23 protein-coding genes are annotated in these 26,048 nt (G+C 71.0%); 20 read left to right on the top strand and 3 right to left on the bottom strand.

Going from position 1 to position 26,048, the window contains the following annotated elements:
• Nucleotides 1-26: 26 nt before the first annotated feature.
• Nucleotides 27-911 carry a cobalamin B12-binding domain-containing protein gene (locus tag ASF52_RS05300; protein WP_244473698.1) on the bottom strand — a complete coding sequence of 295 codons (885 nt, stop codon included), beginning with the start codon at nt 909-911 and terminating at the stop codon, nt 27-29.
• Between the two features lie 308 nt (nt 912-1,219).
• Here ASF52_RS05300 and bchF point away from each other — a divergent pair, with 308 nt between their 5' ends.
• The 20 genes from bchF to ASF52_RS22915 all read left to right on the top strand — a co-directional run bounded on the left by bchF (nt 1,220) and on the right by ASF52_RS22915 (nt 23,530).
• A complete protein-coding gene (gene bchF, locus ASF52_RS05295) occupies nt 1,220-1,726 on the top strand; it encodes a 2-vinyl bacteriochlorophyllide hydratase (RefSeq protein WP_056168801.1) in 507 nt (168 codons plus the stop codon).
• Nucleotides 1,723-3,006, top strand: a complete 1,284-nt coding sequence (locus ASF52_RS05290; RefSeq protein WP_056168799.1) for a ferredoxin:protochlorophyllide reductase (ATP-dependent) subunit N — start codon at nt 1,723-1,725, stop codon at nt 3,004-3,006. The genes bchF and ASF52_RS05290 overlap by 4 nt, the downstream gene beginning before the upstream one ends.
• 4 nt (nt 3,007-3,010) lie before the next feature.
• Nucleotides 3,011-4,588 carry a ferredoxin:protochlorophyllide reductase (ATP-dependent) subunit B gene (gene bchB / locus ASF52_RS05285; RefSeq protein ID WP_056168796.1) on the top strand — a complete coding sequence of 526 codons (1,578 nt, stop codon included), beginning with the start codon at nt 3,011-3,013 and terminating at the stop codon, nt 4,586-4,588.
• Nucleotides 4,563-8,324, top strand: a complete 3,762-nt coding sequence (locus tag ASF52_RS05280; protein ID WP_056168792.1) for a magnesium chelatase subunit H — start codon at nt 4,563-4,565, stop codon at nt 8,322-8,324. Before bchB ends, ASF52_RS05280 begins: the two co-directional genes overlap by 26 nt.
• Nucleotides 8,321-9,214: a ferredoxin:protochlorophyllide reductase (ATP-dependent) iron-sulfur ATP-binding protein gene (gene bchL / locus ASF52_RS05275; protein WP_056168789.1), complete on the top strand. Its 894-nt coding sequence runs from the start codon at nt 8,321-8,323 to the stop codon at nt 9,212-9,214. The genes ASF52_RS05280 and bchL overlap by 4 nt, the downstream gene beginning before the upstream one ends.
• Before the next feature lie 14 nt (nt 9,215-9,228).
• Entirely contained in the window at nt 9,229-9,945 is a 717-nt protein-coding gene (gene bchM, locus ASF52_RS05270) for a magnesium protoporphyrin IX methyltransferase (RefSeq protein ID WP_056168786.1), read from the top strand.
• Nucleotides 9,942-11,381 carry a BCD family MFS transporter gene (locus tag ASF52_RS05265; RefSeq protein ID WP_056168784.1) on the top strand — a complete coding sequence of 480 codons (1,440 nt, stop codon included), beginning with the start codon at nt 9,942-9,944 and terminating at the stop codon, nt 11,379-11,381. Before bchM ends, ASF52_RS05265 begins: the two co-directional genes overlap by 4 nt.
• A 17-nt stretch (nt 11,382-11,398) precedes the next feature.
• The gene (gene puhA, locus ASF52_RS05260) at nt 11,399-12,175 is read left to right on the top strand and encodes a photosynthetic reaction center subunit H (RefSeq protein ID WP_056168782.1); all 777 of its coding nucleotides are present in this window, start codon (nt 11,399-11,401) and stop codon (nt 12,173-12,175) included.
• The gene (gene puhB, locus ASF52_RS05255) at nt 12,172-12,849 is read left to right on the top strand and encodes a photosynthetic complex putative assembly protein PuhB (protein ID WP_056168779.1); all 678 of its coding nucleotides are present in this window, start codon (nt 12,172-12,174) and stop codon (nt 12,847-12,849) included. The genes puhA and puhB overlap by 4 nt, the downstream gene beginning before the upstream one ends.
• 12 nt (nt 12,850-12,861) lie before the next feature.
• Entirely contained in the window at nt 12,862-13,326 is a 465-nt protein-coding gene (puhC, locus tag ASF52_RS05250) for a photosynthetic complex assembly protein PuhC (protein WP_244473697.1), read from the top strand.
• Nucleotides 13,323-13,625 (top strand): hypothetical protein, encoded by a 303-nt coding sequence (locus ASF52_RS05245; protein WP_056168774.1) that lies wholly within the window; start codon nt 13,323-13,325, stop codon nt 13,623-13,625. The genes puhC and ASF52_RS05245 overlap by 4 nt, the downstream gene beginning before the upstream one ends.
• Before the next feature lie 41 nt (nt 13,626-13,666).
• On the top strand, nt 13,667-14,704 hold the full coding sequence (gene acsF, locus ASF52_RS05240) for a magnesium-protoporphyrin IX monomethyl ester (oxidative) cyclase (protein WP_056168834.1): 1,038 nt from the start codon (nt 13,667-13,669) through the stop codon (nt 14,702-14,704).
• Between the two features lie 4 nt (nt 14,705-14,708).
• The gene (puhE, locus tag ASF52_RS05235) at nt 14,709-15,572 is read left to right on the top strand and encodes a putative photosynthetic complex assembly protein PuhE (RefSeq protein ID WP_082515199.1); all 864 of its coding nucleotides are present in this window, start codon (nt 14,709-14,711) and stop codon (nt 15,570-15,572) included.
• Between the two features lie 69 nt (nt 15,573-15,641).
• Nucleotides 15,642-16,859: a 5-aminolevulinate synthase gene (hemA, locus tag ASF52_RS05230; protein WP_056168770.1), complete on the top strand. Its 1,218-nt coding sequence runs from the start codon at nt 15,642-15,644 to the stop codon at nt 16,857-16,859.
• Nucleotides 16,860-17,099: 240 nt separating this feature from the next.
• Nucleotides 17,100-18,074, top strand: coding sequence for a magnesium chelatase ATPase subunit I (bchI, locus tag ASF52_RS05225; protein WP_244473701.1), 975 nt, complete (start codon nt 17,100-17,102; stop codon nt 18,072-18,074).
• On the top strand, nt 18,071-19,777 hold the full coding sequence (locus ASF52_RS05220; RefSeq protein ID WP_056168767.1) for a magnesium chelatase subunit D: 1,707 nt from the start codon (nt 18,071-18,073) through the stop codon (nt 19,775-19,777). Before bchI ends, ASF52_RS05220 begins: the two co-directional genes overlap by 4 nt.
• Nucleotides 19,778-19,787: 10 nt before the next feature.
• A complete protein-coding gene (bchO, locus tag ASF52_RS05215) occupies nt 19,788-20,684 on the top strand; it encodes an alpha/beta fold hydrolase BchO (RefSeq protein ID WP_056168765.1) in 897 nt (298 codons plus the stop codon).
• A gap of 44 nt (nt 20,685-20,728) precedes the next feature.
• Nucleotides 20,729-22,255 (top strand): phytoene desaturase, encoded by a 1,527-nt coding sequence (locus ASF52_RS05210; RefSeq protein ID WP_056168763.1) that lies wholly within the window; start codon nt 20,729-20,731, stop codon nt 22,253-22,255.
• Nucleotides 22,236-23,381: a phytoene/squalene synthase family protein gene (locus ASF52_RS05205; protein WP_056168760.1), complete on the top strand. Its 1,146-nt coding sequence runs from the start codon at nt 22,236-22,238 to the stop codon at nt 23,379-23,381. The genes ASF52_RS05210 and ASF52_RS05205 overlap by 20 nt, the downstream gene beginning before the upstream one ends.
• Nucleotides 23,378-23,530, top strand: coding sequence for a hypothetical protein (locus tag ASF52_RS22915; RefSeq protein ID WP_200918887.1), 153 nt, complete (start codon nt 23,378-23,380; stop codon nt 23,528-23,530). The genes ASF52_RS05205 and ASF52_RS22915 overlap by 4 nt, the downstream gene beginning before the upstream one ends.
• Nucleotides 23,531-23,566: 36 nt before the next feature.
• Here the strand turns inward: ASF52_RS22915 and ASF52_RS05200 are convergent, their stop codons facing one another.
• Together ASF52_RS05200 and crtD are read right to left on the bottom strand one after the other, a co-directional pair.
• Complete coding sequence (locus ASF52_RS05200; protein ID WP_056168828.1) at nt 23,567-24,427, bottom strand: carotenoid 1,2-hydratase; 861 nt, start codon at nt 24,425-24,427, stop codon at nt 23,567-23,569.
• Nucleotides 24,424-25,950, bottom strand: a complete 1,527-nt coding sequence (crtD, locus tag ASF52_RS05195; RefSeq protein WP_056168756.1) for a 1-hydroxycarotenoid 3,4-desaturase CrtD — start codon at nt 25,948-25,950, stop codon at nt 24,424-24,426. The genes ASF52_RS05200 and crtD overlap by 4 nt, the downstream gene beginning before the upstream one ends.
• Nucleotides 25,951-26,048 lie beyond the last annotated feature (98 nt).

Genomic DNA, 26,048 nt, shown 5'->3' with positions numbered 1-26,048 from the left:
CGTGGTAATGTGGTCGGGCGGGTCTTTCAGCAGGGTCTGGCCGGAAGATCAAGCAAGCTTTCGGCGATGCTGATCGCTTGGCGAGCGTCACCTGCGGTTGCATCCGCACCAACGCATTTGCAGGAATCCGGAGCGGCCGTGAAGACCGGTCCACCAACCATGACACGAACCCCACGATTCTGCGAATTCCGCCGCAGGCCGGCGACGGCGTCGTTCAGACTCGGCAGCAGCGCCTCGCAGGCCAGGGACAGGCCGATGACATCGAACCATGTGGTCTGCACCCGCGCGAAGGGGTCGCCCTCAGGATCGCGCGCGGTGCTGGTGACGTCCCAGCCGGCATCGCGGAAGAACTGCTCGACCACGGCGAGACCGAAGCTGTGCATCTCGCCCGGGCACGGCAACAGAAGGATGCTGCGCCCGTGCCGGTGCTGCGGGGTCTCGCCGCCGAAGCGCCGGGTGACTTCGTGCATGATCCGCTGCAGCCGGCCCATGGCCACGGTCACTTCGGCGAAATCGCACAGGTCCTCTTCCCAGAGGACGCCGAGGTGGCGTGCGGTCGGCGCCAGGAGGTCGAGGAGTAGGCTTTCGGGCGTGAGCCCCTCTTCGATCAGCGCTGCGATCCGAGCCTCCACGGCGTCGCCCGCGGGTGCGAGCATGAGCGTGCTGAAGGTCTCGATCTGCTCAGCGCTAGGCAATATACTACATACTTCACCGCGCGGCTCGGGCCGGTGAACGATCATCAGGCGGGGAATGATCTCCGCTTCGACGAGGCGCGCGAGCTCATCGCCCCAGTGTCCCCCTTGGGCGACGCGGCTGAGCCTGGACTCGAGGCTCGATCGACAGAGATCCGGCATGTCGCCGCCAGATCCCTCGTAAGCGAAGCCCTCAACGGACTGCCTCATCTCATCCATTGGAATCTCCCAATGTCGCTGACGGCATTCTTGCTTCGCTACGATCTTGATCGTCGAGCTTCCGCGTCCTCAAGCACGTCTTTTCGGGGGCTTCTCAAACCCTCGACAGCGACCGTGGCCGTGTCGGTGCAGGCCGCGACGATACGCTTCGGAACCATTTTGACAATCCCAAAGCTGTAACTATTCTGCATTCAATCAGTAAATCTCCATTGACGTAAAGCCAGCTTGACACTCGTCCTGGCCGTTCCTAACCTCCCCTCAGCGACCCCCCTGTGAGGGGTCGGACGGGTGGAACAGGGGCGCGGGCGATGAGCCAAAGAGAGGGCCGGCACAGACAGCCTCTCTACGACGCGCAGCAAAGGGCGCGCCGCGACGCCACGGCCTGGACCCTTGTCCAAGGCATTCTGGCCCCGCTTCAATTTCTCGTGTTCCTGGTCAGCCTCGCCCTCGTCCTGCGCACCCTGGCCACGGGCGAGGGGGCTTTTGCGGCCAATGTCTCGATCGTCGCCAAGACGGCGCTCCTCTACGCGATCATGGTCACGGGCTCGATCTGGGAGAAAGTCGTCTTCGGACGCTACCTGTTCGCCCCGGCCTTCTACTGGGAAGACATGGTCAGCATGCTGGTGCTGGCCCTGCACAGCGCCTACCTCGTGGCCCTGGCGACGGGCTGGATCGAGACCAACGGCCTGATGCTCCTGGCGCTTGCCGCCTATGGCTCCTACGCGATCAACGCGACGCAGTTCCTCCTGAAGCTGCGGGCCGCGCGTCACGATGCCGGACCCGCCTCCCGCCTCGCCGCGGAGGGCGCCCGATGAACGCCCACGCTCCGATCCCCACGGCCGATGCGGGCTGCGGCGTCACCATCCGCCAGGAACGCGGGCAGCGCGCGGTGTTCTGCGGGCTCACGGGCATCGTCTGGCTGCACCGCAAGATCCAGGACGCGTTCTTCCTCGTGGTCGGCTCGCGGACCTGCGCCCACCTCATCCAGTCGGCCGCAGGCGTCATGATCTTCGCCGAGCCGCGCTTCGCCACCGCCATCATCGACGAGCGCGATCTCGCCGGCCTCGCCGACATGAACGAGGAGCTCGACCGGGTCACCCGCCGCCTGATCGAGCGCCGGCCGGACATCCGGCTCCTGTTCCTAGTCGGCTCGTGCCCCTCCGAGGTGATCAAGCTCGATCTGCCCCGCGCCGCCCAGCGCCTGTCGCAGAGCCTCAGTCCGGACGTGCGGGTGCTGAGCTATTCCGGCAGCGGCATCGAGACGACGTTCACGCAGGGCGAGGATGCGTGCCTCGCAGCCCTCGTCCCCGAACTGCCGCGCACGGAGGCCGAGGCCGTCCCCTCGCTCCTCGTCGTCGGCGCCCTCGCGGATGTGGTGGAGGACCAGTTCGCTCGCCTGTTCGCCGAGATGGGCCTGGAGCACGTCGCCTTCCTGCCCGCGCGGCGGGCGGGCGCGATGCCGGCCATTGGGCCGAACACCCGCATCCTGCTGGCCCAGCCCTTCCTTGCCGACACCGCACGGGCGCTCGAAGCGCGCGGCGCGACCCGGCTGCCCGCCCCGTTCCCCCTCGGGGCCGAGGGCACCACCGCATGGCTGCGGGCCGCGGCCGACGCGTTCGGAGTCGATCCCCGGCGCTTCGCCGAAGCCACGGCGCCGGGCCTGCGCCGGGCCGAGCGGGCGCTCGCGCCCTATCGAGCGCTGCTCGGGGGCCGCCGGGTGTTCTTCTTCCCCGATTCCCAGCTCGAGCTACCGCTCGCCCGCTTCCTTTCGCGGGAAATGGGCGCCACGCTCATCGAGGTCGGAACACCCTACCTGCATCGCGGCCACATGGCCCCGGAACTCGCCCTGCTGCCGGCGGGCACCGAGGTCGTGGAGGGTCAGAGCCTCGACGCGCAGATGGACCGCTGTCGCGCGGCCCGGCCGGACCTCACCGTGTGCGGCCTCGGCCTCGCCAACCCGCTGGAGGCCGAGGGGCTCGCCACCAAGTGGTCCATCGAGCTGCTGTTCACCCCGATCCAGGGCTACGACCAGGCCGGTGACCTCGCCGAGCTGTTCGCCCGCCCCCTCGTTCGCCGCACCCGGCTGGAGGTCTAGGACTATGCAGCTGACGCTCTGGACCTACGAGGGACCGCCCCATATCGGCGCCATGCGGGTCGCCACCGCCATGCGGGGCCTGCACTACGTGCTGCACGCCCCCCAGGGCGACACCTACGCCGACCTCTTGTTCACCATGATCGAGCGGCGCGACGCCCGCCCGCCGGTGACCTACACCACCTTCCAGGCGCGCGACCTGGGCGCCGACACCGCCGCGATCTTCCAGAACGCCGTGTCGGAGGCCTATGCCCGGTTCCAGCCCGAGGCGATGATCGTCGGCGCCTCGTGCACGGCCGAACTGATCCAGGACGATCCGGGCGGCCTTGCCCGTGCCCTCGACCTGCCGATCCCGGTGATCCCCCTCGAGCTGCCGGCCTACCAGAAGAAGGAGAACTGGGGCGCCTCCGAGACCTTCTATCGGCTGGTGCGGGCGCTCGCCGGCCCCAAGGCCGAGCCCGCACCGCGCGCGGGCCGGCGCCCGCTCTGCAATATCCTGGGTCCGACGGCGCTCGGCTTCCGCCATCGCGACGACCTCGTCGAGATCGAGAAGCTCCTGGGCGCCCTCGGCATCGACGTGAACGTCGTCGCCCCGTGGGGCGCCAGCCCGGCCGATCTCGGACGCCTGTCGGCGGCGGACTTCAACGTGGTGCTCTATCCCGAGATCGCCCGCGCGGCGGCCCAGCACCTCCAGAAGACCTTCGGCCAGCCCCTGGTCGAGACCGTGCCCATCGGGGTCGGGGCCACGATCCGATTCGTCGAGGAGGTGGCGGCGCTGGCGAACGTCGATCCGGCCCCTGTCCTTGCCGGCGCCCCCTCGCGTCTGCCGTGGTACTCGCGCTCCGTCGATTCGACCTACCTCACCGGCAAGCGGGTCTTCATCTTCGGCGATGCCACCCACGCGCTGGCCATCGCGCGGGTCGCGGCGGCGGAACTCGGCTTCAAGGTCGTGGGACTCGGCACCTACACCCGCGAATTCGCCCGGGAGGTGCGGGCGGAAGCCGCACTCCACGGCATCGAGGCGACGATCACCGACGACTACCTCGACGTCGAGGCGGCGATTCAGGCCGCCCAGGCCGAATTGGTCCTGGGCACCCAGATGGAGCGCCATATCGCCAAGCGCTTGGGCGTGCCCTGCGCGGTGATCTCGGCCCCGATCCACGTACAGGACTTTCCCGCCCGGCACTCGCCGCAGATGGGGTTCGAGGGCGCCAACGTCCTGTTCGACACCCTCGTCCACCCCCTGATGATGGGGCTGGAGGAGCACCTCCTCGGCATGTTCCGCGAGGATGCCGAGTTCCACGACGGCGCCGCGCCCTCGCATCTCACACGACACGGAACGGCCCCCTCCGTGCCCGAGGCACCGGAGCCCGCCGCCCCGGTGATCGACACGCCACCGCAGACCTCGGTTCCCGACGACGCACCGGCCGCCTGGGAGGCTTCGGCCGAGAAGGAACTGAAGAAGATCCCGTTCTTCGTGCGCGGCAAGGCCCGCGCCAACACCGAGCGGTTCGCCCGCGAGCGCGCCCTGTCCCGCATCACCGTCGAGACGTTGTACGATGCAAAAGCGCATTTCGGCCGCTGAGGCCATTCCCATGCGTGTCGTCATCGTGACGATGGACACGCATCTCGCCAGTTCCGTCGAGCGGGCGGGCAGGATCCTGCGCCGCGAGGCCCCGGGCCTCTCCATCGTCCTGCACGCGGCCACCGAGTTCAGCACCGACCCCGAGAAGCTCGCGCGCTGCCGGGCCGACATCGCCACGGCCGACATCCTGCTCTGCGCGATGCTGTTCATGGAGGACCATTTCCAGCCGGTCCTGGCCGATCTCGCGGCCCGGCGCGCTGGCTGCGACGCCCTCGTCTGCATGATGAGCGCGACACCGGCCACCCGGCTCACCCGCATCGGCGCCTTCAGCATGGACGGCAGCCAGACCGGGCCGATGGCGCTGCTGAAGCGCCTGCGCGGCTCGCCGAAGACGCGTGCCGCCAGTTCGGGCGCCGAGCAGATGAAGATGCTCAAGCGCCTGCCCAAGATCCTGCGCTTCATCCCCGGCACCGCCCAGGACGTGCGGGCCTACTTCCTCACCCTGCAATACTGGCTCGCGGGCTCGGACGAGAACGTCCTCAACATGATCCGCGCCCTGGTGGACCGCTACGCCGACGGTCCGCGCCGGATCTATCGCGGCACCCTCAAGGCCAGCCCGCCCGTCGAGTACCCCGAGGTCGGCGTCTACCATCCGCGCCTGCCCGGCCGGATGGGCGAGGATGCCGGCGCGCTGCCGGGTCACCAGGGTCGAGGGAACCGCGGCACCGTCGGCGTGCTCGGCCTGCGCTCGTACATGCTGGCGGACAACGCCGCCCATTACGACGGGGTCATCGCCGCCCTGGAGGCACGCGGCCTCGCGGTGATCCCCGCCTTCGCCAGCGGCCTCGACGCGCGCCCGGCCATCGAGCGCTACTTCCTGAAGGATGGCGTGCCGGCCATCGACGCCCTTGTCTCGCTCACCGGCTTCTCCCTCGTCGGCGGCCCGGCCTACAACGACGCGGCCGCCGCCCAGGACATCCTGGCCCGCCTCGACGTGCCCTACATCGCCGCCCATCCGGCCGAATTGCAGACCCTGGAGCAATGGGGCGCCTCCGACCGCGGGCTGCTGCCGGTGGAAGCCACCATCATGGTGGCGATCCCCGAACTCGACGGCGCCACCGGACCGATGGTGTTCGGCGGCCGGTCCGACAAATCGGGCGCGCCCTGCCAGGGCTGCCACGTCGCCTGCGTCTTCCCCGTGGGCGAGGACGACCGGGACATGCATTCCTGCGTCGAGCGCGCCGGGATGCTCGCCGCCCGCGTCGAACGCCTCGTGCGCCTGCGCCGCTCCGAGCGGGCGGAACGCAAGATCGGCCTCGTGCTGTTCAATTTTCCGCCCAACGCCGGCAACACCGGCACCGCCGCCTACCTGTCGGTGTTCGAATCCCTTCACCACACCCTCGTGGCCATGAAGGCGGCGGGCTACGACGTCGCGGTGCCGGGCGGCGTCGCGGCGCTCCGCGAAGCCGTGGTCACGGGCAACGCGGCCCGGTTCGGGGCCACCGCCAATGTCCACACCCGCATCCCCACCGACACCCATGTGCGGCGCGAGCGCCACCTCGCCGAGATCGAGGCACAGTGGGGGCCGGCTCCGGGCCGGCAGCAATCGGACGGCGCCTCGATCTTCGTGCTCGGCGCCCAGTTCGGCAACGTCTTCGTCGGCATCCAGCCCGCCTTCGGCTACGAGGGCGATCCGATGCGGCTCCTGTTCGAGAAGGGGTTCGCGCCGACCCACGCGTTCTGCGCCTTCTACCGCTGGCTGCGCGAGGACTTCAAAGCCCACGCCCTGATCCATTTCGGCACCCACGGCGCGCTCGAATTCATGCCCGGCCGCCAGACCGGCCTCTCGGCCGCCGACTGGCCCGACCGCCTCATCGGCGACGTGCCCAACATCTACCTCTACGCCGCCAACAACCCCTCCGAGGGAGCACTCGCCAAGCGCCGCTCGGCCGCGACCCTGGTCAGCTACCTCACTCCGCCCATCGCCCATGCGGGGCTCTATCGCGGCCTCGTCGACCTCAAGGGCTCCATCGAGCGCTGGCGCGGCCTGGATCCGGAATCAAACCGTGAGCGCGGCGACCTCGCCACCCTGATCCAGGCGCAGGCCACCCTGGTGGAACTCTCCCCGGCCGAACCGGCCTGGACCGACTCCGGGGCCGAGATCGCCCGCATCGGCCGCGCGGTGCTGGACCTCGAATACACCCTGATCCCCCACGGCCTCCACGTGGTCGGCGCGCCGCTCTCGACGGAAGCGCGGGCCGACATGCTCATCGCCATGGCGGATTCCATCCACGGGGTCCGGCTGGAGCGCGCCAGCGTCGCCGCCCTGGTGGCGGGGGCGAGCCCGGAGGCCGCCCTAAGGGCCGGCAGTCCGATCCCGCGGGCGGCCGACCTCGCCATCCTTCGCGAGCTCGGGGCCACCGACGCGCTGCTCGGGCAGGACCACGAGATCCCCGCCCTCCTGCGGGCGCTCGATGCCCGCTTCGTCCGCCCCGCCCCCGGCGGCGACCTCCTGCGTACCCCGGCGATCCTGCCGACGGGGCGCAACCTCCACGGCTTCGATCCTTTCCGCATCCCCAGCGCCTTCGCGGTCCAGGACGGCGCCGCCCAAGCCGAGCGCCTCCTCGACCGCCACCGCGCCGACGGCCTGCCCCTGCCGCGCTCCATCGCCATCGTGCTGTGGGGCACGGACAACCTCAAGAACGAGGGCGGCCCCATCGCCCAGGTCCTGGCGCTGCTCGGCACCCGGCCCCGCTTCGACGGCTACGGCCGGCTCGCCGGCGCCGAACTCATCCCCCTCGAAGAGCTCGGCCGACCGCGCATCGACGTGGTGGTCACCCTCTCGGGCATCTTTCGCGACCTGCTGCCCCTGCAGATCAAGTTGCTGGCCGAGGCCTGCCTGCTCGCGGCCTCGGCCGACGAGCCGGTGGAGCGGAACTTCGTCCGCCTCCACACCCTCGAATACCAGCGCGTCCACGGCGGCGACTTCGAGACGGCCGCACTCCGGGTCTTCGGCAACGCCGAGGGCGCCTACGGCTCCAACGTCAACCACCTCGTCGAGAACGGCCGCTGGGACGCGGAAGACGAACTCGCCGAGACCTACTCCCGGCGCAAGGGCTTCGCCTATGGCCGCGACGGGCGCCCGGTGCAGCATTCCGCGCTCCTGAAGAGCGTGCTCGCCGACGTCGATCTCGCCTACCAGAACCTCGATTCCGTGGAACTCGGCGTCACCACCGTGGACCATTACTTCGATACGCTCGGCGGCATCAGCCGGGCGGTGAAGCGGGCGAAAGGCGGGGTCGAGGCACCGGTCTATATCGGCGACCAGACCCGGGGCGAGGGCTGCGTCCGCTCCCTCAACGAGCAGGTCGCCATCGAGACCCGCACCCGCATCCTCAACCCGAAATGGTACGAGGGCATGCTCGCCCACGGCTACGAGGGCGTGCGCCAGATCGAGACCCACGTCACCAACACCATGGGCTGGTCGGCCACCACCGCGCAGGTCGATCCGTGGGTCTACCGCGAGATCACCGCCACCTTCGTCCTCGATCCGGCCATGCGCGAACGCATGGCGGCCCTCAATCCGACGGCGTCGGCCAAGGTCGCCAACCGCCTGATCGAGGCACACGAACGCGGTTTCTGGCAGCCCGACGCCGCCATGCTCGACGCCTTGCGCGAGGCCGGCGACGAGCTCGAAGACCGTCTCGAAGGCATCACCGCAGGGGTCGCAGCATGAACATCGCCATCCGGAACCCGGTCGCGTCGCGGCAGTCTGAAGGAAGCGTTCAGGTCGAACTCGACCCGAACCTCAAGATCGGCACCGCCAAGGTGTTCGCCGTCTACGGCAAGGGCGGCATCGGCAAGTCCACCACCTCGTCGAACCTCTCGGTGGCGTTCTCGAAGCTCGGCAAGCGCGTCCTCCAGATCGGCTGCGACCCGAAGCACGACTCGACCTTCACGCTGACGAAGCGGTTGGCGCCCACCGTGATCGATGCCCTGGAGGCGGTGCAGTTCCACTCCGAGGAACTGCGCATCGAGGACTTCGTGGCGGAAGGCTACAACGGCGTCATGTGCGTCGAGGCCGGCGGCCCGCCCGCCGGTACGGGCTGCGGCGGCTACGTCGTCGGCCAGACGGTCAAGCTCCTCAAGGAGCATCATCTTCTGGAAGACACCGATGTGGTGATCTTCGATGTGCTCGGCGACGTGGTCTGCGGCGGCTTCGCCTCGCCGCTCCAGCACGCAGACCAGGCGCTCATCGTCACCGCCAACGACTTCGATTCGATCTTCGCCATGAACCGCATCGTCGCGGCGATTCACGCGAAGTCGAAGAACTACAACGTCCGCCTCGGCGGCGTCATCGCAAACCGCTCGGCCAAGACCGACGAGATCGACCGCTTCAACGCCGCCGTCGGCCTGGAGCGCATCGCGCACTTCCCCGACCTCGACGTGGTGCGCCGCTCGCGCCTCAAGAAATCGACCCTGTTCGAGATGGAGCCGACGCCCGAGCTCATCGCCGTCACCGACGAGTACATGCGGCTGGCCGCCCATCTTTGGGCCGGCGGCAAGCCCCTGGCCGCGCTCCCGATGAAGGACCGCGACCTGTTCGAGTTCCTCGGCTTCGATTGAGGGGAGGGCGCGCCATGACCAGCTACGCGACCCGCCGCTCGCAGCTCACCACCTACTTCGACCGCACCGCCGTCGACGCCTGGGCGCGCCTCACCTCCGACGCGCCGGTGTCGAAGATCCGCGCCACCGTGCGGGCCGGGCGCGACGCCATGCGGGCGAACCTCCTGTCCTGGCTGCCGGAAGACCTCACCGGCCGGCGCGTCCTCGACGCCGGCTGCGGCACCGGAGCGCTCAGCATCGAGGCGGCGCGCCGCGGCGCCGAGGTGGTGGCCATCGACGTCTCGCCGACCCTCGTCGGCCTCGCCCGCGAGCGCCTCGCCGAAGTCCCCGAAGCCGCCCGCATCGACTTTCGCGTGGGCGATATGCTCGATCCCTGGCTCGGCCGCTTCGACCACGTCGTGGCGATGGATTCCCTGATCCACTACGCCACCCCCGACATCGTCCGGGCGCTCGCCGAACTGTCCCTGCGCACCGACGGCTCCGTGGTGTTCACCGTGGCCCCGCGCACGCCGCTGCTCACCCTCATGCACTGGGCCGGCCGCGCCTTTCCCCGCGCCGACCGGGCGCCCGCCATCGTGCCGGTGGCGGAGAGGACCCTGCGCCGCCGGGTCGCCGCAGAACCGGTGCTCTCCGGATTCGGGCTCGCCCGGACGCACCGGGTCAACAGCGGCTTCTACCTGTCGCAGGCCTTCGAGCTGACCCGCACGTCGCCGGGGAGGGGGACGCCATGACCCGCCTCGGCGAGACCATGGCCCGGGGCTTCATGAAGCTCGGACCCGGCATCCTGCCGTTCGCGGATGCGGCCACCGTCGAGCTGCCCATGGGGCGCCTGCTGCGTCTGGCCCTGTTCCAGGTCACCGTCGGCATGGCCGCCGTGCTCCTCATCGGCACCCTCAACCGGGTGATGATCGTCGAGCTCGAAGTGCCGGCCTGGATCGTCGCCGTGATGCTGTCGCTGCCCCTGGTCTTCGCCCCGTTCCGGGCGCTGGTGGGCTTCCGCTCCGACACTCACCGCTCGGTGCTCGGCTGGCGTCGGGTGCCCTACATCTGGTTCGGCACCCTGCTGCAGTTCGGCGGGCTCGCCATCATGCCGTTCGCCCTCCTCATCCTGTCGGGCGACACCACCGGGCCGACCTGGCCGGGCCATGTGGCGGCCGCCCTGGCTTTCGTCCTCGTCGGCGCCGGCCTCCACACCACCCAGACCGTGGGCCTGGCGCTGGCCACCGACCTCGCGCCCGCCCATGTCCGCCCGAAGGTGGTGGCGCTGCTCTGCGTGATGCTCCTCCTCGGCATGCTGGTCAGCGCCGTGGTGTTCGGCTTGCTGCTCGCCGATTTCTCGGCGCTCCGCCTCATCAAGGTGATCCAGGGCGCGGCCGTGGTCACCATCGTGCTCAATGGCATCGCCCTGTGGAAGCAGGAGGCGCGCGATCCGTCGCGCACCGACAAGCGCGCGCCGCGCCAGACCTTCTCGCAATCCTGGGCGGCCTACGCCAACAACGGCCTCGCCCGCCGGCGCCTCGTCGCCACGGGGCTCGGCACCGCCGCCTTCTCCATGCAGGACATCCTGCTGGAGCCCTATGGCGGGCAGATCCTCCACCTGCCGGTGGCGGCGACCACGGCGCTCACCGCGATGCTGGCGGCCGGCGGCGGCCTCGGCCTGCTGCTGGCCGCACGCTGGCTCGGCCGGGGCGGCGACGCGTTCCGGGTGGCGGCGGCGGGCTCCGGTGTCGGTATCCTCGCCTTCTCGGCCGTGATCTTCGCCGCTCCCCTGAACTCCATTCCCCTCTTCGCGCTGGGCGTCACCCTCATCGGCCTCGGCGGCGGCCTGTTCGCCCACGGCACCCTCACGGCCTCGATGGCCAAGGCGGGCCTGGAGGAGACGGGGCTGGCGCTCGGCGCCTGGGGCGCCGTGCAGGCGAGTGCCGCCGGTGTCGCCATCGCGGCGAGCGGCATCCTGCGCGATCTCGGTTCGTACCTCGCCACCTCCGGCGCCCTGGGGGAGGGGATGAACCAGCCCTCCACCGGCTATCTCATGGTCTACCACCTCGAGATCGCGCTGCTGTTCGCGACCCTCGTCGCCATCGGCCCCCTGGTGCGCGACCCCGCCGCCCGGCGCCGCGCGGGGCGTTCCGCCTCGCCCGTCGCCCTACCCAACCCGTCAGCTTGAGAACCGGGAGACACGTCATGGGCAGAGGTGAAATCACGGGCTATGTCGACGTCGCGCAGGTGGTCCTCTACGCGTTCTGGATCTTCTTCGCCGGCCTGATCTTCTACCTGCGCCGCGAGGATCGGCGCGAGGGCTACCCCCTGGAGGCCGAGGGGCTGCCGGGCCGGCGCGCCACCCCGGACCCCATCCTGATCCCGACGCCGAAATTCTTCCACCTCTCCAACGGCGAGGTGAAGACCGCTCCGCCGCACGAGGGTCCCAACACCTGGAACTACCGCGGCCACAAGCACGAGGTCTGGCCGGGCGCCCCCCTGGAGCCCGACACCGACGGTCTGCACGACCAGATCGGCCCCGGCTCGTTCGCCGACCGAGACGATTCCCACGACCGCACCTGGGACGGCGACAAGCGGATCGTTCCCCTGCGGGTGGCCGAGCATTTCGTCGTCCACGAGGACGGCCCCAACCCCATCGGCATGACCGTGTTCGGCGCCGACCGGCAACCCGCCGGCACCGTCTCCGACCTCTGGGTCGATCGGGGAGAATCCATGGTGCGCTACTACGAGGTGGAACTCGGTGCCGGCGGTCGGCGCGTGCTGATGCCCAACACCTTCTGCCGCACGGGCCGCTTCTCGCGCACCGTGAAGACCGAGGCGCTGCTGGCCCACCAGTTCGCCGACATCCCCGCCCACAGGGACCCGGATTCGGTGACCCTTTACGAGGAGGAGCGGATCATGGCCTTCTTCGGTGCCGGCACCCTCTACGCGACCCCCGGACGACAGGAGGCCTTCCTGTGACCCGAGCCCTCAGCCAGACCCACGGCGTCCCCGCCAACCGCTTCGACGCGCCGCCCGGCCTGCCGGCCCCGCTGCCCGCTGGCGAACACATCCTCTGGCAGGGCCGCCCCGGCGGCCTCGCCATCGGACTGCGCGCCCTGCACATCCGCCTCGTGGCCCTGTGGTTTTTCGGATTGGCCCTCTGGGCGGCCGTCCCCCTCGCGGCGGAGGGCCGGCTCGTCGAGGCCGCGATCGCCGCCGGGCCGACGCTCGCCATCGGCACCGGCGCCGTGGCGCTCCTCGGCCTCCTCGGCTGGCTCTCGGCGCGCTCGACCACCTACACCATCACCAACCGCCGGGTGGTGATGCGGGTCGGCATCGCCCTGCCCATGACCCTGAACCTGCCCTTCGGCCTCGTGGACGGCGCCGGCTGCCGGCACTTCTCCGACGGCACCGGCGACCTCGCCCTGCGGGTGAAGCCCGGCAACCGCATCGCCTATCTCCACCTCTGGCCCCATGCCCGACCGTGGCACGTGACGGCCCCCGAGCCGATGATGCGCTCGGTGCCCGACGCGGCCGATGTCTCGGCCATCCTCGCCCGCGCCCTCGCGGCGGCCCGGGAGGTCGAAGAGGAGGCCGCCAACCCGGTGATCCGGCCCCGCGCCCGCGGCCCCCGTCTCGCCACCGCCAGCTGAAGGAACCATCCCGTGAGTGGACGCACTCTGAACGCCCCCATGGGCCGAGCGAGCTGGTTCCCCGTCGGCGCCGGCCTTCTCCTCGCCTTCGCCCTCGGGACCATCGGCATCGCCCGGCACGAAGGGGTCGGCCTGACGCGAATGCCCCCGGCCCAGCCCGTCCGTACCCTGCGCCTGACCGCCGAGGACCGGGCGGACGGGGCGATCCTCCTGCGCGACGCGGTGAAGGGCACCCTCGTCGCCACCGTGGAGCCGGGCCAGGACAACTTCATGCGCGCCACCCTGAGGGGCTTCGGCCAGGCTCGCCTGCGTGCCGGGTTCGGCCGTGAGGCACCGTTCCGCCTCACCCATTTCGACGACGGCAGCCTTGCCCTCGACGACGAGCTCACCGGCCGCGCGGTCAATCTCGGCGCCTTCGGTCCGTCGAACTTCGTCGCGTTCGCCCGCCTGCTGCCCGAGCCCGGAGCCCCCCGATGATCGCCTGGCTGAACGGCCGCCGCACCGTCGAGGTGCCCTGTACCGTGGAGATCGAGCAGACGCCCGAGAGCCTCCATGCCCACGTGACCCTCGACGCCGACTTCGACATCGAGCCCGGCGACGAGGTCCTCGTCCACGATTCCCCCGTGAGCGTCCCCTACGGCGAGCGTCTCACGGTCCGCCGCACCGCCACGGTGATCCGGGCCGGACGCCTGGAGCGGTTCTGGACCAGGCTCGCCGGGCACCTCGAACTCACCGAACTCTACGAAGTCAGCTTTTCCGAGAGGAGGCGCCTGTGACCGTCTCGATCCAGCACCAGACCGTGAAGCCCAAGCTGCCCATGAATGAGGGCACCAAGGCCGCGCACGAGACCACCTTCCTGTCGCCGCGCTTCTACACCACGGATTTCGAGGAACTCGACCGCACCGACGTCGAGCCCGTGCGCGCGGACTGGGACAAGCTCATCGCCGAGTTGCGCGACGACCCGAACAAGCGCCACTTCACCCGCAATTCCGATTTCGACGCCGACATGTCTGGCCTCGACCCGGAGCTGCGCAAGGAGTTCATGGACTTCCTCGTGTCGTCCATCACCGCCGAGTTTTCCGGCTGCGTGCTCTACGCGGAGATGCGGAAGCGCGCCAAGAACCCCGATATCCGCGAACTGTTCGGCTTCATGAGCCGCGACGAGGCCCGACATGCCGGGTTCATCAACGACGTGTTGAAGGATTTCGGTATCGGCGTAGACCTGGGCTTCCTGACCAAGTCCAAGAAATACACTTTCTTTCGCCCAAAATTCATCTTCTACGCGACCTACCTCTCCGAGAAGATCGGCTACGCCCGCTACATCACCATTTTTCGCGAATTGGAGCGCCATCCCGAGCGGCGCTTCCACCCGATCTTCAAGTGGTTCGAGAAGTGGTGCAACGACGAGTTCCGCCACGGCGAAGCCTTCGCCCTGCTGATGCGCGCCAACCCGAAGTTGACCACGGGCGTGAATCGCTACTGGATCAAGTTCTTCCTGCTCGCCGTGTTCGCGACCATGTATGTGCGTGACCATTGCCGCCCGGCCTTCCACAAGGCGCTCGGCGTCGATCCGACCGATTACGATTTCAAGGTGTTCCGCATCACCTCGGAAATCTCGAAGCAGACCTTCCCGCTCACCCTCGATCTCGAGAGCCCGAAGTTCAAGCGGGCCCTCGACCGGCTGCTCGCCTGCTCCAACGGCATCGCCGACGCCAAGGCGCAGGGCGGACTGATGGGCAAGCTCAAGCACGGCGCCTGGATCGCGGCCTCGGCGGTGAACTTCGCCCGGCTCTACGCACTGCCGACCCTCGACAACCCGATGCCGGCCGAAATCCGCCTCGAGCCGGTCTGGTAGGGCGATGGCCGCCTACGCCGTCCCCGCCCTCTACGCGGTGGTGATCTGGTGGTTCTCCACCGGGCTCATCATCCTGCTCGATCACCGCCCGCGCTCCACCCATCCCTGGAGCATGGCGGGCGGCACCCTGGTGCTCGCCGGAGCCCTGTGGGCCATCGGCACCAGCGCGGCGGACACCACCGAAGCGGGGGCCTACACCGCCTTCACCGGCGCGCTGCTGGTCTGGGGCTGGCAGGAGATGAGCTACTACATGGGCTTCGTCTCCGGGCCACGCACGGTGGCGTGCCCACCGGGCGCACGCGGGTTCGCCCGCTTCCGGGCGGCGCTGGCCACAAGCCTCTGGCACGAAGTCGCCATCATCGCCGGCGGCCTGGCGATCCTGTGGCTGACCTGGGGCGGCCCCAACCGCTTCGCGCTGTGGACCTACCTCATCCTGGCGGCCATGAACCTCTCGGCCCGGCTCAACATGTTTCTCGGCGTGCGCAACCTCAACGCCGAGTTCCTGCCCGCCCACCTCGCCTATCTCGCCGGCTTCCTGCGCAACCGGGCGATGAACCCGCTGTTCCCGCTCTCCGTCGCGGCGGCCGCGTCCGGCACCGTCTGGCTGGCCGCCGCCGCCCTGGGGGAGGGCATCGGCGCCCACGAGCTCGTCGGCTTCACCGTCGTCACGACGCTCATGGCACTCGCCACCCTGGAGCACGGCTTCCTCATGCTGCCGCTGCCCTCGGCCGCCCTGTGGCAGTGGAGCCTGCCGGGGAAGAACGCCGCCCCGCGCGCAGCCCCCATGGGCGGTGGGGCGGATTACGGCGCGGTCGCTACGCCACCCCTCACGGCCCGGAGCCGGGAGGCGCACGAAACCGTCGGCTGAGCGTCGCCTTGCGACCTTCGCCACAAGAACGGGCAAAGACCACTGCAGAGAACGGGAAGGGGACAGGCCATGAACTACGAAAACTTCTTCGCCGCCGAACTCGACGGCCTCCACCGCGAGGGCCGCTACCGGGTGTTCACGGACCTGGAGCGGCACAACGGCCGCTTCCCCCACGCCACGCATCACACCCCCGGCGGCACCCGCCCGGTCACCGTGTGGTGCTCCAACGACTATCTCGGCATGGGCCAGCACCCGGTTGTGCTCGATGCCATGCACGAGGCCCTCGACCGCTGCGGCGCCGGGGCCGGCGGCACCCGCAACATCTCGGGCACCAACCATTATCACGTGCTGCTGGAGCAGGAGCTCGCCGACCTCCACGGCAAGGAGGCCGCGCTCCTGTTCACCTCCGGCTACGTCTCCAACTGGGCGGCGCTCGGCACCCTCGCGGGCAAGCTCCCGAACTGCGCGGTGTTTTCCGACGCCGAGAATCACGCCTCGATGATCGAGGGCATCAAGGCGAGCCGGGCCGAGCGCCACATCTTCCGCCACAACGACCCGGAGGATCTCGACCGCAAGCTGCGTCTGGTCGACCCCTCCCGCCCGAAGCTCGTGGCCTTCGAGTCCGTCTACTCCATGGACGGCGACATCGCCCCCATCGCGGAGATCTGCGACGTGGCGGAAGCCCACGGCGCGCTCACCTACCTCGACGAAGTCCACGCGGTCGGCCTCTACGGGCAACGCGGCGGCGGCATCTCCGAGCGCGACGGCCTCGCCCACCGCCTCGACGTCATCGAGGGGACGCTGGGCAAGGCGTTCGCGGTGCATGGCGGCTACATCACCGCCTCGGCGAAGCTCTGCGATTTCGTCCGCAGCTTCGCCTCGGGTTTCATCTTCACCACCTCGCTGCCGCCCGCCGTGGCGGCGGGCGCGGCGGCCAGCATCCGTCACCTCAAGGCCAGTGGATCGGAGCGCACCCGGCATCAGGAGCGGGTCGCCACCGTCCGCGCGCGCCTCGACGCGGCCGGCATCCCGTACCTGCCCAACGACAGCCACATCGTGCCGGTGATGGTCTGCGACCCCGTGCTGTGCAAGGCGATCAGCGACACCCTGCTCGACACGTTCGGCATCTACGTCCAGCCGATCAACTATCCCACGGTCCCGCGCGGCACCGAGCGCCTGCGCATCACCCCGTCCCCGCTCCACACGGATGCCGACATCGACCACCTGGTGAGTGCGCTCAGCACCATCTGGGGCCGGATGGGCGTCGAGCGCGCGGCAGCCGAGTAGACCCTGCTCCCCATCACACGGGGAGATGCGAACGACGCGTCGAGACAAGGTGAAATCGGCCCCATGATCGTCAACGGATCGACCCACGCGGTGCATCGTGAACCGGCCTCCGTCGCACCCCCGAACGCGGAGACCGGCGTCATCCGGGCAACGGGACGGGCGAAGCCGGCGCGTCCGGACACGGCGCCGTACGCGCCGGCCCCGAGCTTCCCGTTCTCGGCCATCGTCGGCCAGGATGAGATGCGCCAGGCGCTCCTCATCGCGGCCGTGGACCCGTCCGTCGGCGGCGTCCTCGTCTTCGGCGATCGCGGCACGGGCAAATCCACGGCGATCCGGGGGCTCGCCGCCCTCCTGCCGCCCATGCGGGCGGTGGCCGGGTGCCCCTATGCCTGCGATCCCGCCCGGCCAGGCGATCTGTGCCACCTCTGCCGCGACCACGCCGGCGGCCTGAAGGTCCACACCGTCCCGGTGCCGGTGGTGGACCTGCCGCTCGGCGCCACCGAGGACCGGGTGGTGGGCGCCCTCGACCTCGAACGGGCGCTCGCCCACGGGCAGAAGGCGTTCGAGCCGGGGTTGCTGGCGCGGGCCAACCGGGGCTTCCTCTACATCGACGAGGTCAATCTCCTCGACGATCACCTCGTCGACCTCCTCCTCGATGTCGCGGCGTCGGGGATCAACACCGTGGAGCGCGAGGGCCTGAGCATCCGCCATCCCGCCCGCTTCGTGCTGGTGGGCAGCGGCAACCCGGAGGAGGGCGAGTTGCGCCCGCAGCTCCTCGACCGCTTCGGCCTCGCCGTCGAGGTGACGACGCCGACGGACCTGCCGACCCGCATCGACGTGGTGCGTCGCCGCGACACCTACGAGCGCGATCCGGAGGCGTTCTGCGCCGCCCATGCCGGGGCCGACGCGGCGATCCGCGAGACCCTCACCCGCGCCCGCGCGCACCTGCCGTCGCTCACCGTGCCCGACGCCACCCTGGAGGCGGCCGCCCGGCTCTGCCTCGCCCTCGGGACCGACGGACTGCGGGGCGAACTCACCCTCATGCGCACGGCCCGGGCGCTCGCGGCCCTGGAGGCGGCCGACACCGTCGGCGTCGATCACCTCTCCCGAATCGCCCCGGCGGCCCTGCGCCATCGCCTGCGCCGCAATCCGCTCGACGAATCCGGGTCCACCGCCCGCGTCACCCGGGCCGTGGCGGAGGTTTTCGCCCCGTGACCACCTGGGCCGACGCGGTGCTGGTGGCGCGCCTCGCGGCGGCCGATCCACACGGGGTCGGCGGCGTGGTCGTGCGTGCCGGCGCGGGCCCCGTACGCGAGGCCTGGCTCGCAGCCCTACGCGTAGCCCTTCCGAGCGACAGGCCGATGAGGCGGATGCCCGGCAGCATCACCGATGCGCGCCTGCTCGGCGGCCTCGATCTACCCGCCACCCTCGCGGCCGGGCGTCCCGTGGCGGAGACCGGGCTTCTGGCCGAGACCGATGGCGGCCTCCTCGTCGTTCCCATGGCCGAACGCCTGTCACCCGGGCAGGCGGCCCGTCTCGCCGCGATCCTCGACACCGGCACCGTACGGGTGGAGCGCGACGGCCTCGGACGATGCCACCCGGCACGCCTCGGGGTGATCCTTCTCGATGAGGGTCAGGGCGACGACGAGGCCGTGCCGGACGCCCTGGCCGACCGCCTCGCCCTGCACATCGATCTCACGGACGTCCCCTGGCGCGATGCGGTCCCGGTGGACGACCCGTCCCACGCCGAAGCGTCCGATCCGGGGGCAGGGGACGTTCTCGGCGCCCTGTGCCGGGCCGCCGACGCCCTCGGGGTGGTGTCGCTCCGCGGTCCGCTCCTGGCCGCCCGGGTCGCGCGGCTGCTCGCCCGTCTCGAGGGGCGTGCGGTTCCGGGCGAGAACGATACGATCCGGGCCGCACGCCTCGTCCTCGGCCCGAGGGCGACGCGGATGCCCACAGCCGAACCGACGCCCGAGGCCGCCGTGCCCGAGGAGTCCGCGCCGGAGGAGACCACGCCCGAACCGGATACCCCCACCGAGCACGAGGAGACCTCCGCCTCCCTCGACCAGCGCATGGTCGAGGCCGCGCGCAGCGCCCTTCCGCCCGGTCTTCTCGCCGGGCTCATCGCGGCGGGAGTACGCCCGCGCCAACCGCGGGCCGGCAAAGCGGGGGCCGCCGCCGCGTCGCCGCGCGCCGGACGGCCCCTGGGCGCGCGCGCCGGCGATCCGCGCCAGGGACGCCTCTCCCTCGTCGACACCTTGCGCGCCGCCGCACCCTGGCAGCGTTTGCGCCGGACGGCGGGCGAGCCCCAGGGCATCCGGATCCGCCCGGAGGATCTACGCGTCACGCGCTTCGTCCAGCGCACGCAGACCACGACGATCTTCGCCGTCGATGCCTCGGGTTCGGCCGCCCTCGAACGCCTCGCCGAGGCCAAGGGCGCCGTGGAGCTGCTCCTGGCCGAAGCCTATACCCGCCGGGACCGCGTCGCCGTCCTGGCGTTTCGCGGGCTCGGGGCCGAGTTGATCCTACCACCCACCCGCGCCCTGGCGCGGGCGCGGCGGGGTTTGAGCGCGCTGCCCGGAGGCGGGGGCACGCCGCTGGCTGCGGGCCTCGATGCAGCGGCGGCACTCGCCCGGAGCGTGCACCGGGGCGGGGGAACGCCGGTGGTGGTGGTGCTCACGGACGGACGCGCCAACATCACGCGCGCGGGTGCGGCCGGCCGTACGCAGGCAGGCGCCGACGCCCTCGCGGCAGCCACGGCCCTGCGGGCCGACGGGGTCCGCACCATCCTCATCGACACGGCGGCCCGGCCGCAGGACACCGCCCGCCGCATCGCCGAGGCCATGGGTGCGCGCTATCTCCCCTTGCCCTACGCCGATGCGGGGGCGATGCGTGCCGCCATCCGGGCGGCGACCTGAGGGAGCGATCATGTCCGCGCCGAGCGATCGACCCGCCTGGGAGCGCGAAGGCGCGGATTGGCCCCACCGCGAGGCCAGCCGTTTCGTCGAAGCCTCTGGCCTCACCTGGCACGTCCAGACCTTCGGCGACGCCGCTGCTCCGGTGCTCCTGCTCCTGCACGGCACCGGCGCGGCCACCCATTCGTGGCGCGGCCTCGCTCCCCTGCTGGCGCAGGATTTCTTCGTCGTGGCGCCGGATCTCCCCGGCCACGCCTTCACCGATCCGCTGCCCGCGAACCGCCTGTCCCTGCCCGGCATGGCGGCGGCGATCCGTGATCTCCTCTCCGCCCTCGGGGTGGTCCCGGAGGTGATGGTCGGCCACTCTGCCGGCGCCGCGCTCCTCGTCCGGCTCTGCCTCGACGGCCTCGCCCCCCGCCACCTCGTCGCCCTCAACGGGGCGTTGACGCCGTTTCCCGGCCTCGCATCCGTGCTGTTCCCGAGTCTCGCCCGGATGCTGTTCCTCAATTCGGTGACGCCGCGAATCTTCGCCTGGACCGCCGACCGTCCGGCGGTGGAGCGCCTCATCCGCGGCACCGGCTCGCGTCTCGATGCCGGGGGGCTCGATCTCTATCGGCGCCTGTTCCGCTGCCCCGGCCACGTCGCCGGAGCACTCGGCATGATGGCGAACTGGGATCTGGCGGCGCTGGACCGCGCCATCGCCCGGCTCACCGTGCCGACAACCCTGGTGGTGGGCGGCGACGACCGGGCGATCTCGCCCGACACCGCCTTCGCCCTGCAGAAGCGCCTGCCCCATGCGCGGGTCGAATTGCTGCGCAACCTCGGCCACCTCGCCCACGAGGAGGCGCCCGCGGCGGTCGCCGGGATCATCCGCCAGCTCAGCCCGGCACGGGCCGCGGCAGAGGCGTAAAACAGCGCTTGCGTCCCGTCGCGGACGCGGATTAGTGTCACCTTATGTTGACACTCGCCGACATGCCGAACCCTGTGACGAGCTCCGATCCGCGCGCCCACGCGGTGGTGATCGGCTCCGGCTTCGGCGGTCTGGCGGCGGCGATCCGCCTCGGCGCCCGGGGTTACCGGGTCACGGTGCTGGAGCGCCTGGAGCAGCCCGGCGGTCGCGCCCGCGTCCACCGCCAGGACGGATTCACCTTCGACGCCGGCCCGACCATCGTCACGGCGCCGTTCCTGTTCGAGGAGCTGTGGCGCCTGTGCGGCCGGCGCATGGACGACGATGTGACGCTTGTGCCCATGCGGCCGTTCTACCGCATCCGCTTCGACGACGGCGCCACCTTCGACTACAGCGGCGACATCGCCGCCATGCGGGCCGAAGTCGCGAAGTTCTCATCCGCCGATGTCGCCGGATACGAGGCCTTCATGGCCCGCTCCGAGGCGATCTGCCGGGTCGGGTTCGAGGAACTCGGCCACGTGCCGTTCTCGTCGGTCACCGACATGCTGCGGATCATGCCGAGCCTGCTGCGCCTCGGTGGTCACCGCTCGGTCTACGACCTCGTCGCCAGCTACATCCGCGACGAGCGCCTGCGGACGATCTTCTCCTTCCACCCGCTGCTCATCGGCGGAAGCCCGTTCCGGGCGAGCGCGATCTACTGCCTCATCGCCCATCTCGAGCGGCGCTGGGGCGTCCACTTCGCCATGGGCGGCACTGGACGCCTCGTCGACGGCCTATGCGACCTCATCCGGGGGCAGGGCGGGGCGCTACGCTGTGGCGCCGACGTCGCCCGCATCACCGTGGCGGGTGGAAAAGCCACGGGCGTCACCCTGGCGAATGGCGAAGCGATCCCGGCCGAGATCGTGGTGTCGAACGCCGATTCGGCCTTCACCTACGGGACTTTGCTCGGCGGCACCGCCAAACGCTGGAATGCCCGGCGCCTCGGGCGCGCGCATTCCTCCATGGGCCTGTTCGTCTGGTACTTCGGCACCAGCAAGAAATTTCCCGATGTCGCCCACCACACCATCCTGATGGGCCCGCGCTATCGCGGCCTCATCGAGGACATCTTCACCAAGAAGCGTCTGGCGAAGGATTTCAGCCTCTACCTGCATCGGCCCACCGCCACCGACCCGATGCTGGCCCCGCCCGGACACGACGCGTTCTACGTGCTGTCGCCGGTGCCGAACCTAGACGGCGGCCAGGATTGGGCGGCGCTCGCCGAACCCTACCGGGAGGCCATCGCGCGGCATCTGGAAGCCACGGTGATGCCGGGGCTCTCCGAGAGCCTCGTTACGTCGAAAGTCACGACCCCCAACGACTTCGCCAGCGATTTCCTGAGCTATCGCGGATCCGGCTTCGGCCTCGAACCCGTGCTGACGCAATCGGCGTGGTTCCGGCCGCACAATGCGTCCGAGAACGTGCGCAACCTCTACCTCGTCGGGGCCGGCACCCATCCGGGCGCCGGACTGCCCGGCGTCCTCTCCTCTGCCCGAGTCCTCGATTCCGTGGTGCCGGATGCGCGCGTCTTCGCCTGAGGCCGTCAGGCCGTCCTTCTGGGCAACCCCCGAGCCCGACAGGCCGCCCCTCTGGGCGACGCCGCACGCCGACGCCGCCGACCGGGCCGCGTGCCGGAACGCGATCCGGGCGGGCTCGCGCAGCTTCTTTGCCGCCTCCGCCCTTCTGCCGGCCCATGTCCGGCGCCCGGCCTACGGGCTCTACGCGTTCTGCCGCCTGTCCGACGACGCCGTCGACGACGTGGCGCCCGTCGCCCGGACAGCGGCCGCGGCCCGCCTGTCCGACCGCCTGACCCGCGCCTATGACGGGCGCCCCGCCGACGCCCCCGCCGACCGGGCGCTCGCCGACCTCGTCGTCGCCCACGCCATCCCGCAGGCCCTGCCCATGGCGCTCATCGAGGGGCTGGCCTGGGATGGGGAGGGCCGGCGCTACGCGACGCTCTCCGACCTCACCGCCTACGCCGCCCGGGTCGCCGCCAGCGTCGGCGTGATGATGACCCTGATCATGGGGTCACGCGATCCGGCCGTCCTCGCCCGGGCCTGCGACCTCGGAATCGCCATGCAGTTCACCAATATCGCCCGCGACGTCGGTGAGGATGCCCGTGCGGGCCGGCTCTACCTGCCCGTCGACTGGCTGAGAGAAGCCGGGATCGATCCGGAGGCCTTCCTGACCGACCCGCACCCGAGCCCGGCCCTGGCGGGCGTCGTCGCCCGGCTGCTCGCGGCGGCGGACCTCCTCTACATCCGCTCGGAAGCGGGCCTCTCCGGCCTGCCGCGCGCCTGCCGGCCGGCGATCCGCGCGGCTCGGCTCATCTACGCCGAGATCGGACGGGAGTTGGAGCGCCAGGACCTCGATCCGGTGACCACCCGGGCTCGCGTCGATGGCCGGCGCAAGGCGGCGCTCCTGGCCCGCGCCACCCTGACGCCCACCTTCGCGCCCGCGCAGGATCGCCATGCGCCGCCCCTGGCCGAGGTCGCGTTCCTCGTCGCGGCCGTGGCCGCACAGCCGGTGCCCGCCGGTCCGGCCTGGTGGGACGTGCCCGGCCAGATGGCCCGGGTCCTCGACCTCGTCGAGACCCTGCGCGAGCGCGAGACCTTTGCGGGACCCGCCTTCGCGCCCGAGGGGTCCTCGCACGCCGTCCCGTGAGCGACCCGTTCTTCGCCGCCCTCGACATCGGCCTCGTGTTCGGCCTGGCGCTCGGTCTCGCCCTCTGGCAGCTCGTGGCGCTCAAGCGCGGCATCCGCCGCGACCGGGAGGCGGCCGCCCGCGCGAAGGCCGAGGCCGGCGATTCGTGAACGCGACCGACCATCCGTAGGACACGAAGGCCCGCCTCACCCGAGCGGGCGCGGCATCCGGAACGGCAGCATCCAGCGCACCAGGGGGTTCTTGAACCGGTCGAGCGACAGGCTCTCGTGGACCGGGCGCACCCGTTGCCCGCAGAGGGTCGTCTCCAGCAGGGAGCGGGCATAGAACGGCGTGTCCTCGAAGGTCCGCACCACCCGGGCCGTGCCATCGTCGCTGCGGGTCGAGCGGGGAATGCGCCACAGGCGAGTCGCCGGCAGGGCGGCGGGGCGGGGTGGATCGATGTCGCGCGGCGCGCCGGTGGCGTCGAAGCGCAGGGACAGGTTCTGAACGGTGCCGTCGCGGCGCCGCACGTCGTAGAGAATCGCGGCGCCGTCCGTGAGATTGGCCCGGCACCAGGTCCAATCCGTGAAGGCGTCCTCAAGGGGCGTATCGCCGTGGTTGGTGTCGAAGTAGGCCGTCCCGGTCCAGGTCAGCGACGGCTCGGTGAGGGCGACCTCGACGGGCGAGGACGGCGCCATCGGCCACCAGCGATGCCGGCCCTGTCCATCGAGGCTGAACGGGCCGGGGGTGAGGCCGGTGGGGCGAACCCGCACGGTGCCGCGGACCCGTGAGGGGATCGGTGCCGTCACCTCGTCAAGGTTGATGGTGAGGGTGGTGCCGTCCCAGGCGAGATCGCTCGGACCGATGGCGAGATGCGTCGCGTCCCGCGACACGGCCCGGCGCCCGCGCTCGGTCATGCAGAAGCGGTTCGACCGCTCCCCGTAGAGCACCACGTTGACGGCGCAGTGCCGGAACGGGTCGCGGCTCCTGTCCCAGGCGTAGTAGGGCGAGAACACCGAGCCGATGAAGGCGATGATGGTCAGCCCCTGGCGCCCATCGGCACTCAGGGCATCGACGTACCACCAGACGTAGCCGCCGCGGCCGACCGGCGTATCGAAGCGCGGGCGGTGCTCCGGTCCGCCAGCAGGCTGTCCGCCGCGAGCCGCCCCGATTGCGCCGCCATCGGCACCCCCGGCCCCGGATGGACGCTGCCCCCGGCGAGGTACAGCCCCGGAATCGCCGTCCGTGCCCCCGGACGCTGGAACGAGGCCATCCACCCGTGCGAGGCCCGCCCGTAGAGGGCGCCCCCCGTCCCCGGAAACAGCGCCCCGAACCCCGCCGGCTCCGTCGTCACCGTCGCGGGCGTATCCGTCAGTGTCAGCCCGGAGGCCCCCAGGCGGCGATGAAGGGCGCTCGTGCATGTGGCGATCTCCGTAGGCGTGAAGGTGCCGCCCGCAGGCGCGTTGACGAGGCAGAGCAGGCGCTCGGCCCCGGACACGTCAGGGGCCGTGTCGCCCCGGTCCTGGGCGCAGACATAGACCGTGGGGTCGGTGGGCAGCCGCCCCCGTGCGATGGCGTCGAACTCGGCGGCATAGTCGCCGGAGAAGAACACCGTGTGGCGCAGGAGCGGGAAGCCTTCGGCGCGGGCGTTCATGCACAGGGTCACGGCCGAGAGCGAGCGCTCGGCCGGCGGAACCCGCTCGGCCCCCCGGGCGGCTTTCGCGCCGAGGAGCCCGTCGCCCAGCGCCGCCGCGTCGGCGTTGCAGACAACGGCGTCCGCCGGGATGCGCTCGCCGTCGGCGAGGTCCACGCCGGTGACGCCGGTGCGGTCGGTGACGATGCGTGCCACGTGGGCGCCATAGCGCAGGCGCGCACCGCGCTCGGCGGCCAGATCCGCCACCGCCCGGGCGAGGGCGCTGAGGCCGCCCGCGACATGCCAGACCCCTTGCGATTCGACATGGGCGACGAGCATCAGGGTGGCGGGCGCCCGGTAGGGCGAGGCGCCGCAATAGGTGGCATAGCGCCCGAAGAGCTGGCGCAGGCGCGGATCGGCGAAATAATCCCCCAGCGCCGACCACAGGGTGGTGAAGGGCTGGATGCGCCAGAGGTCGCCGAGCCCCGACAGACCGGCGCGGCGGGTGAGGGCGAGGGGACTCGGCCGCTGCCCCCGGATGAACGGGCCTTCGAGGGTCCGGTAGACCGCCTCGGCGCGGGCGCGGAAGCGGTCGTAGCCCTCGGCCTCGCGGGCGCCGGCAAACGCCCCGATGGCGTCGCGGGAGGCGCGCGGATCGGCGAACAGGTCGAGGTGGCCGTCCGGCCCCCAGGTATGCCGCGCCAGGATCGCCGCCGGGCTGAGCGCGACGCGTCCCTCGAGGCTCGCGCCGCATTCCGAAAAGATCTCGTCGAGGACCCAGCGCATGGTGAAGACCGTGGGGCCGGCCTCCACGGCTTGGCCGTCGACGGGGACGCTGCGCATCTTGCCGCCCGGATGCGCGGCGCGTTCGAGCACGGTCACGTCGAGGCCCGCATGGGCCAGCCGGAGGGCCGCCACCAATCCACCGATCCCCGCTCCGATGACCACGACCCGCACGCGCCGGCTCCTCCGCCACCCAAACCAATCCTTGACGAGTGTCAATATTATCTGACACTTTCAGTTGGCAAGTCAAAAAGACATATGCTTCCGCCGGG

It is taken from the genome of Methylobacterium sp. Leaf112 (genome assembly GCF_001423295.1).
Classification (GTDB): Bacteria; Pseudomonadota; Alphaproteobacteria; order Rhizobiales; family Beijerinckiaceae; genus Methylobacterium.
The sequence above is the reverse complement of the archived record's forward strand: the minus strand, read 5'-3'. Positions and strand labels throughout refer to the sequence as shown.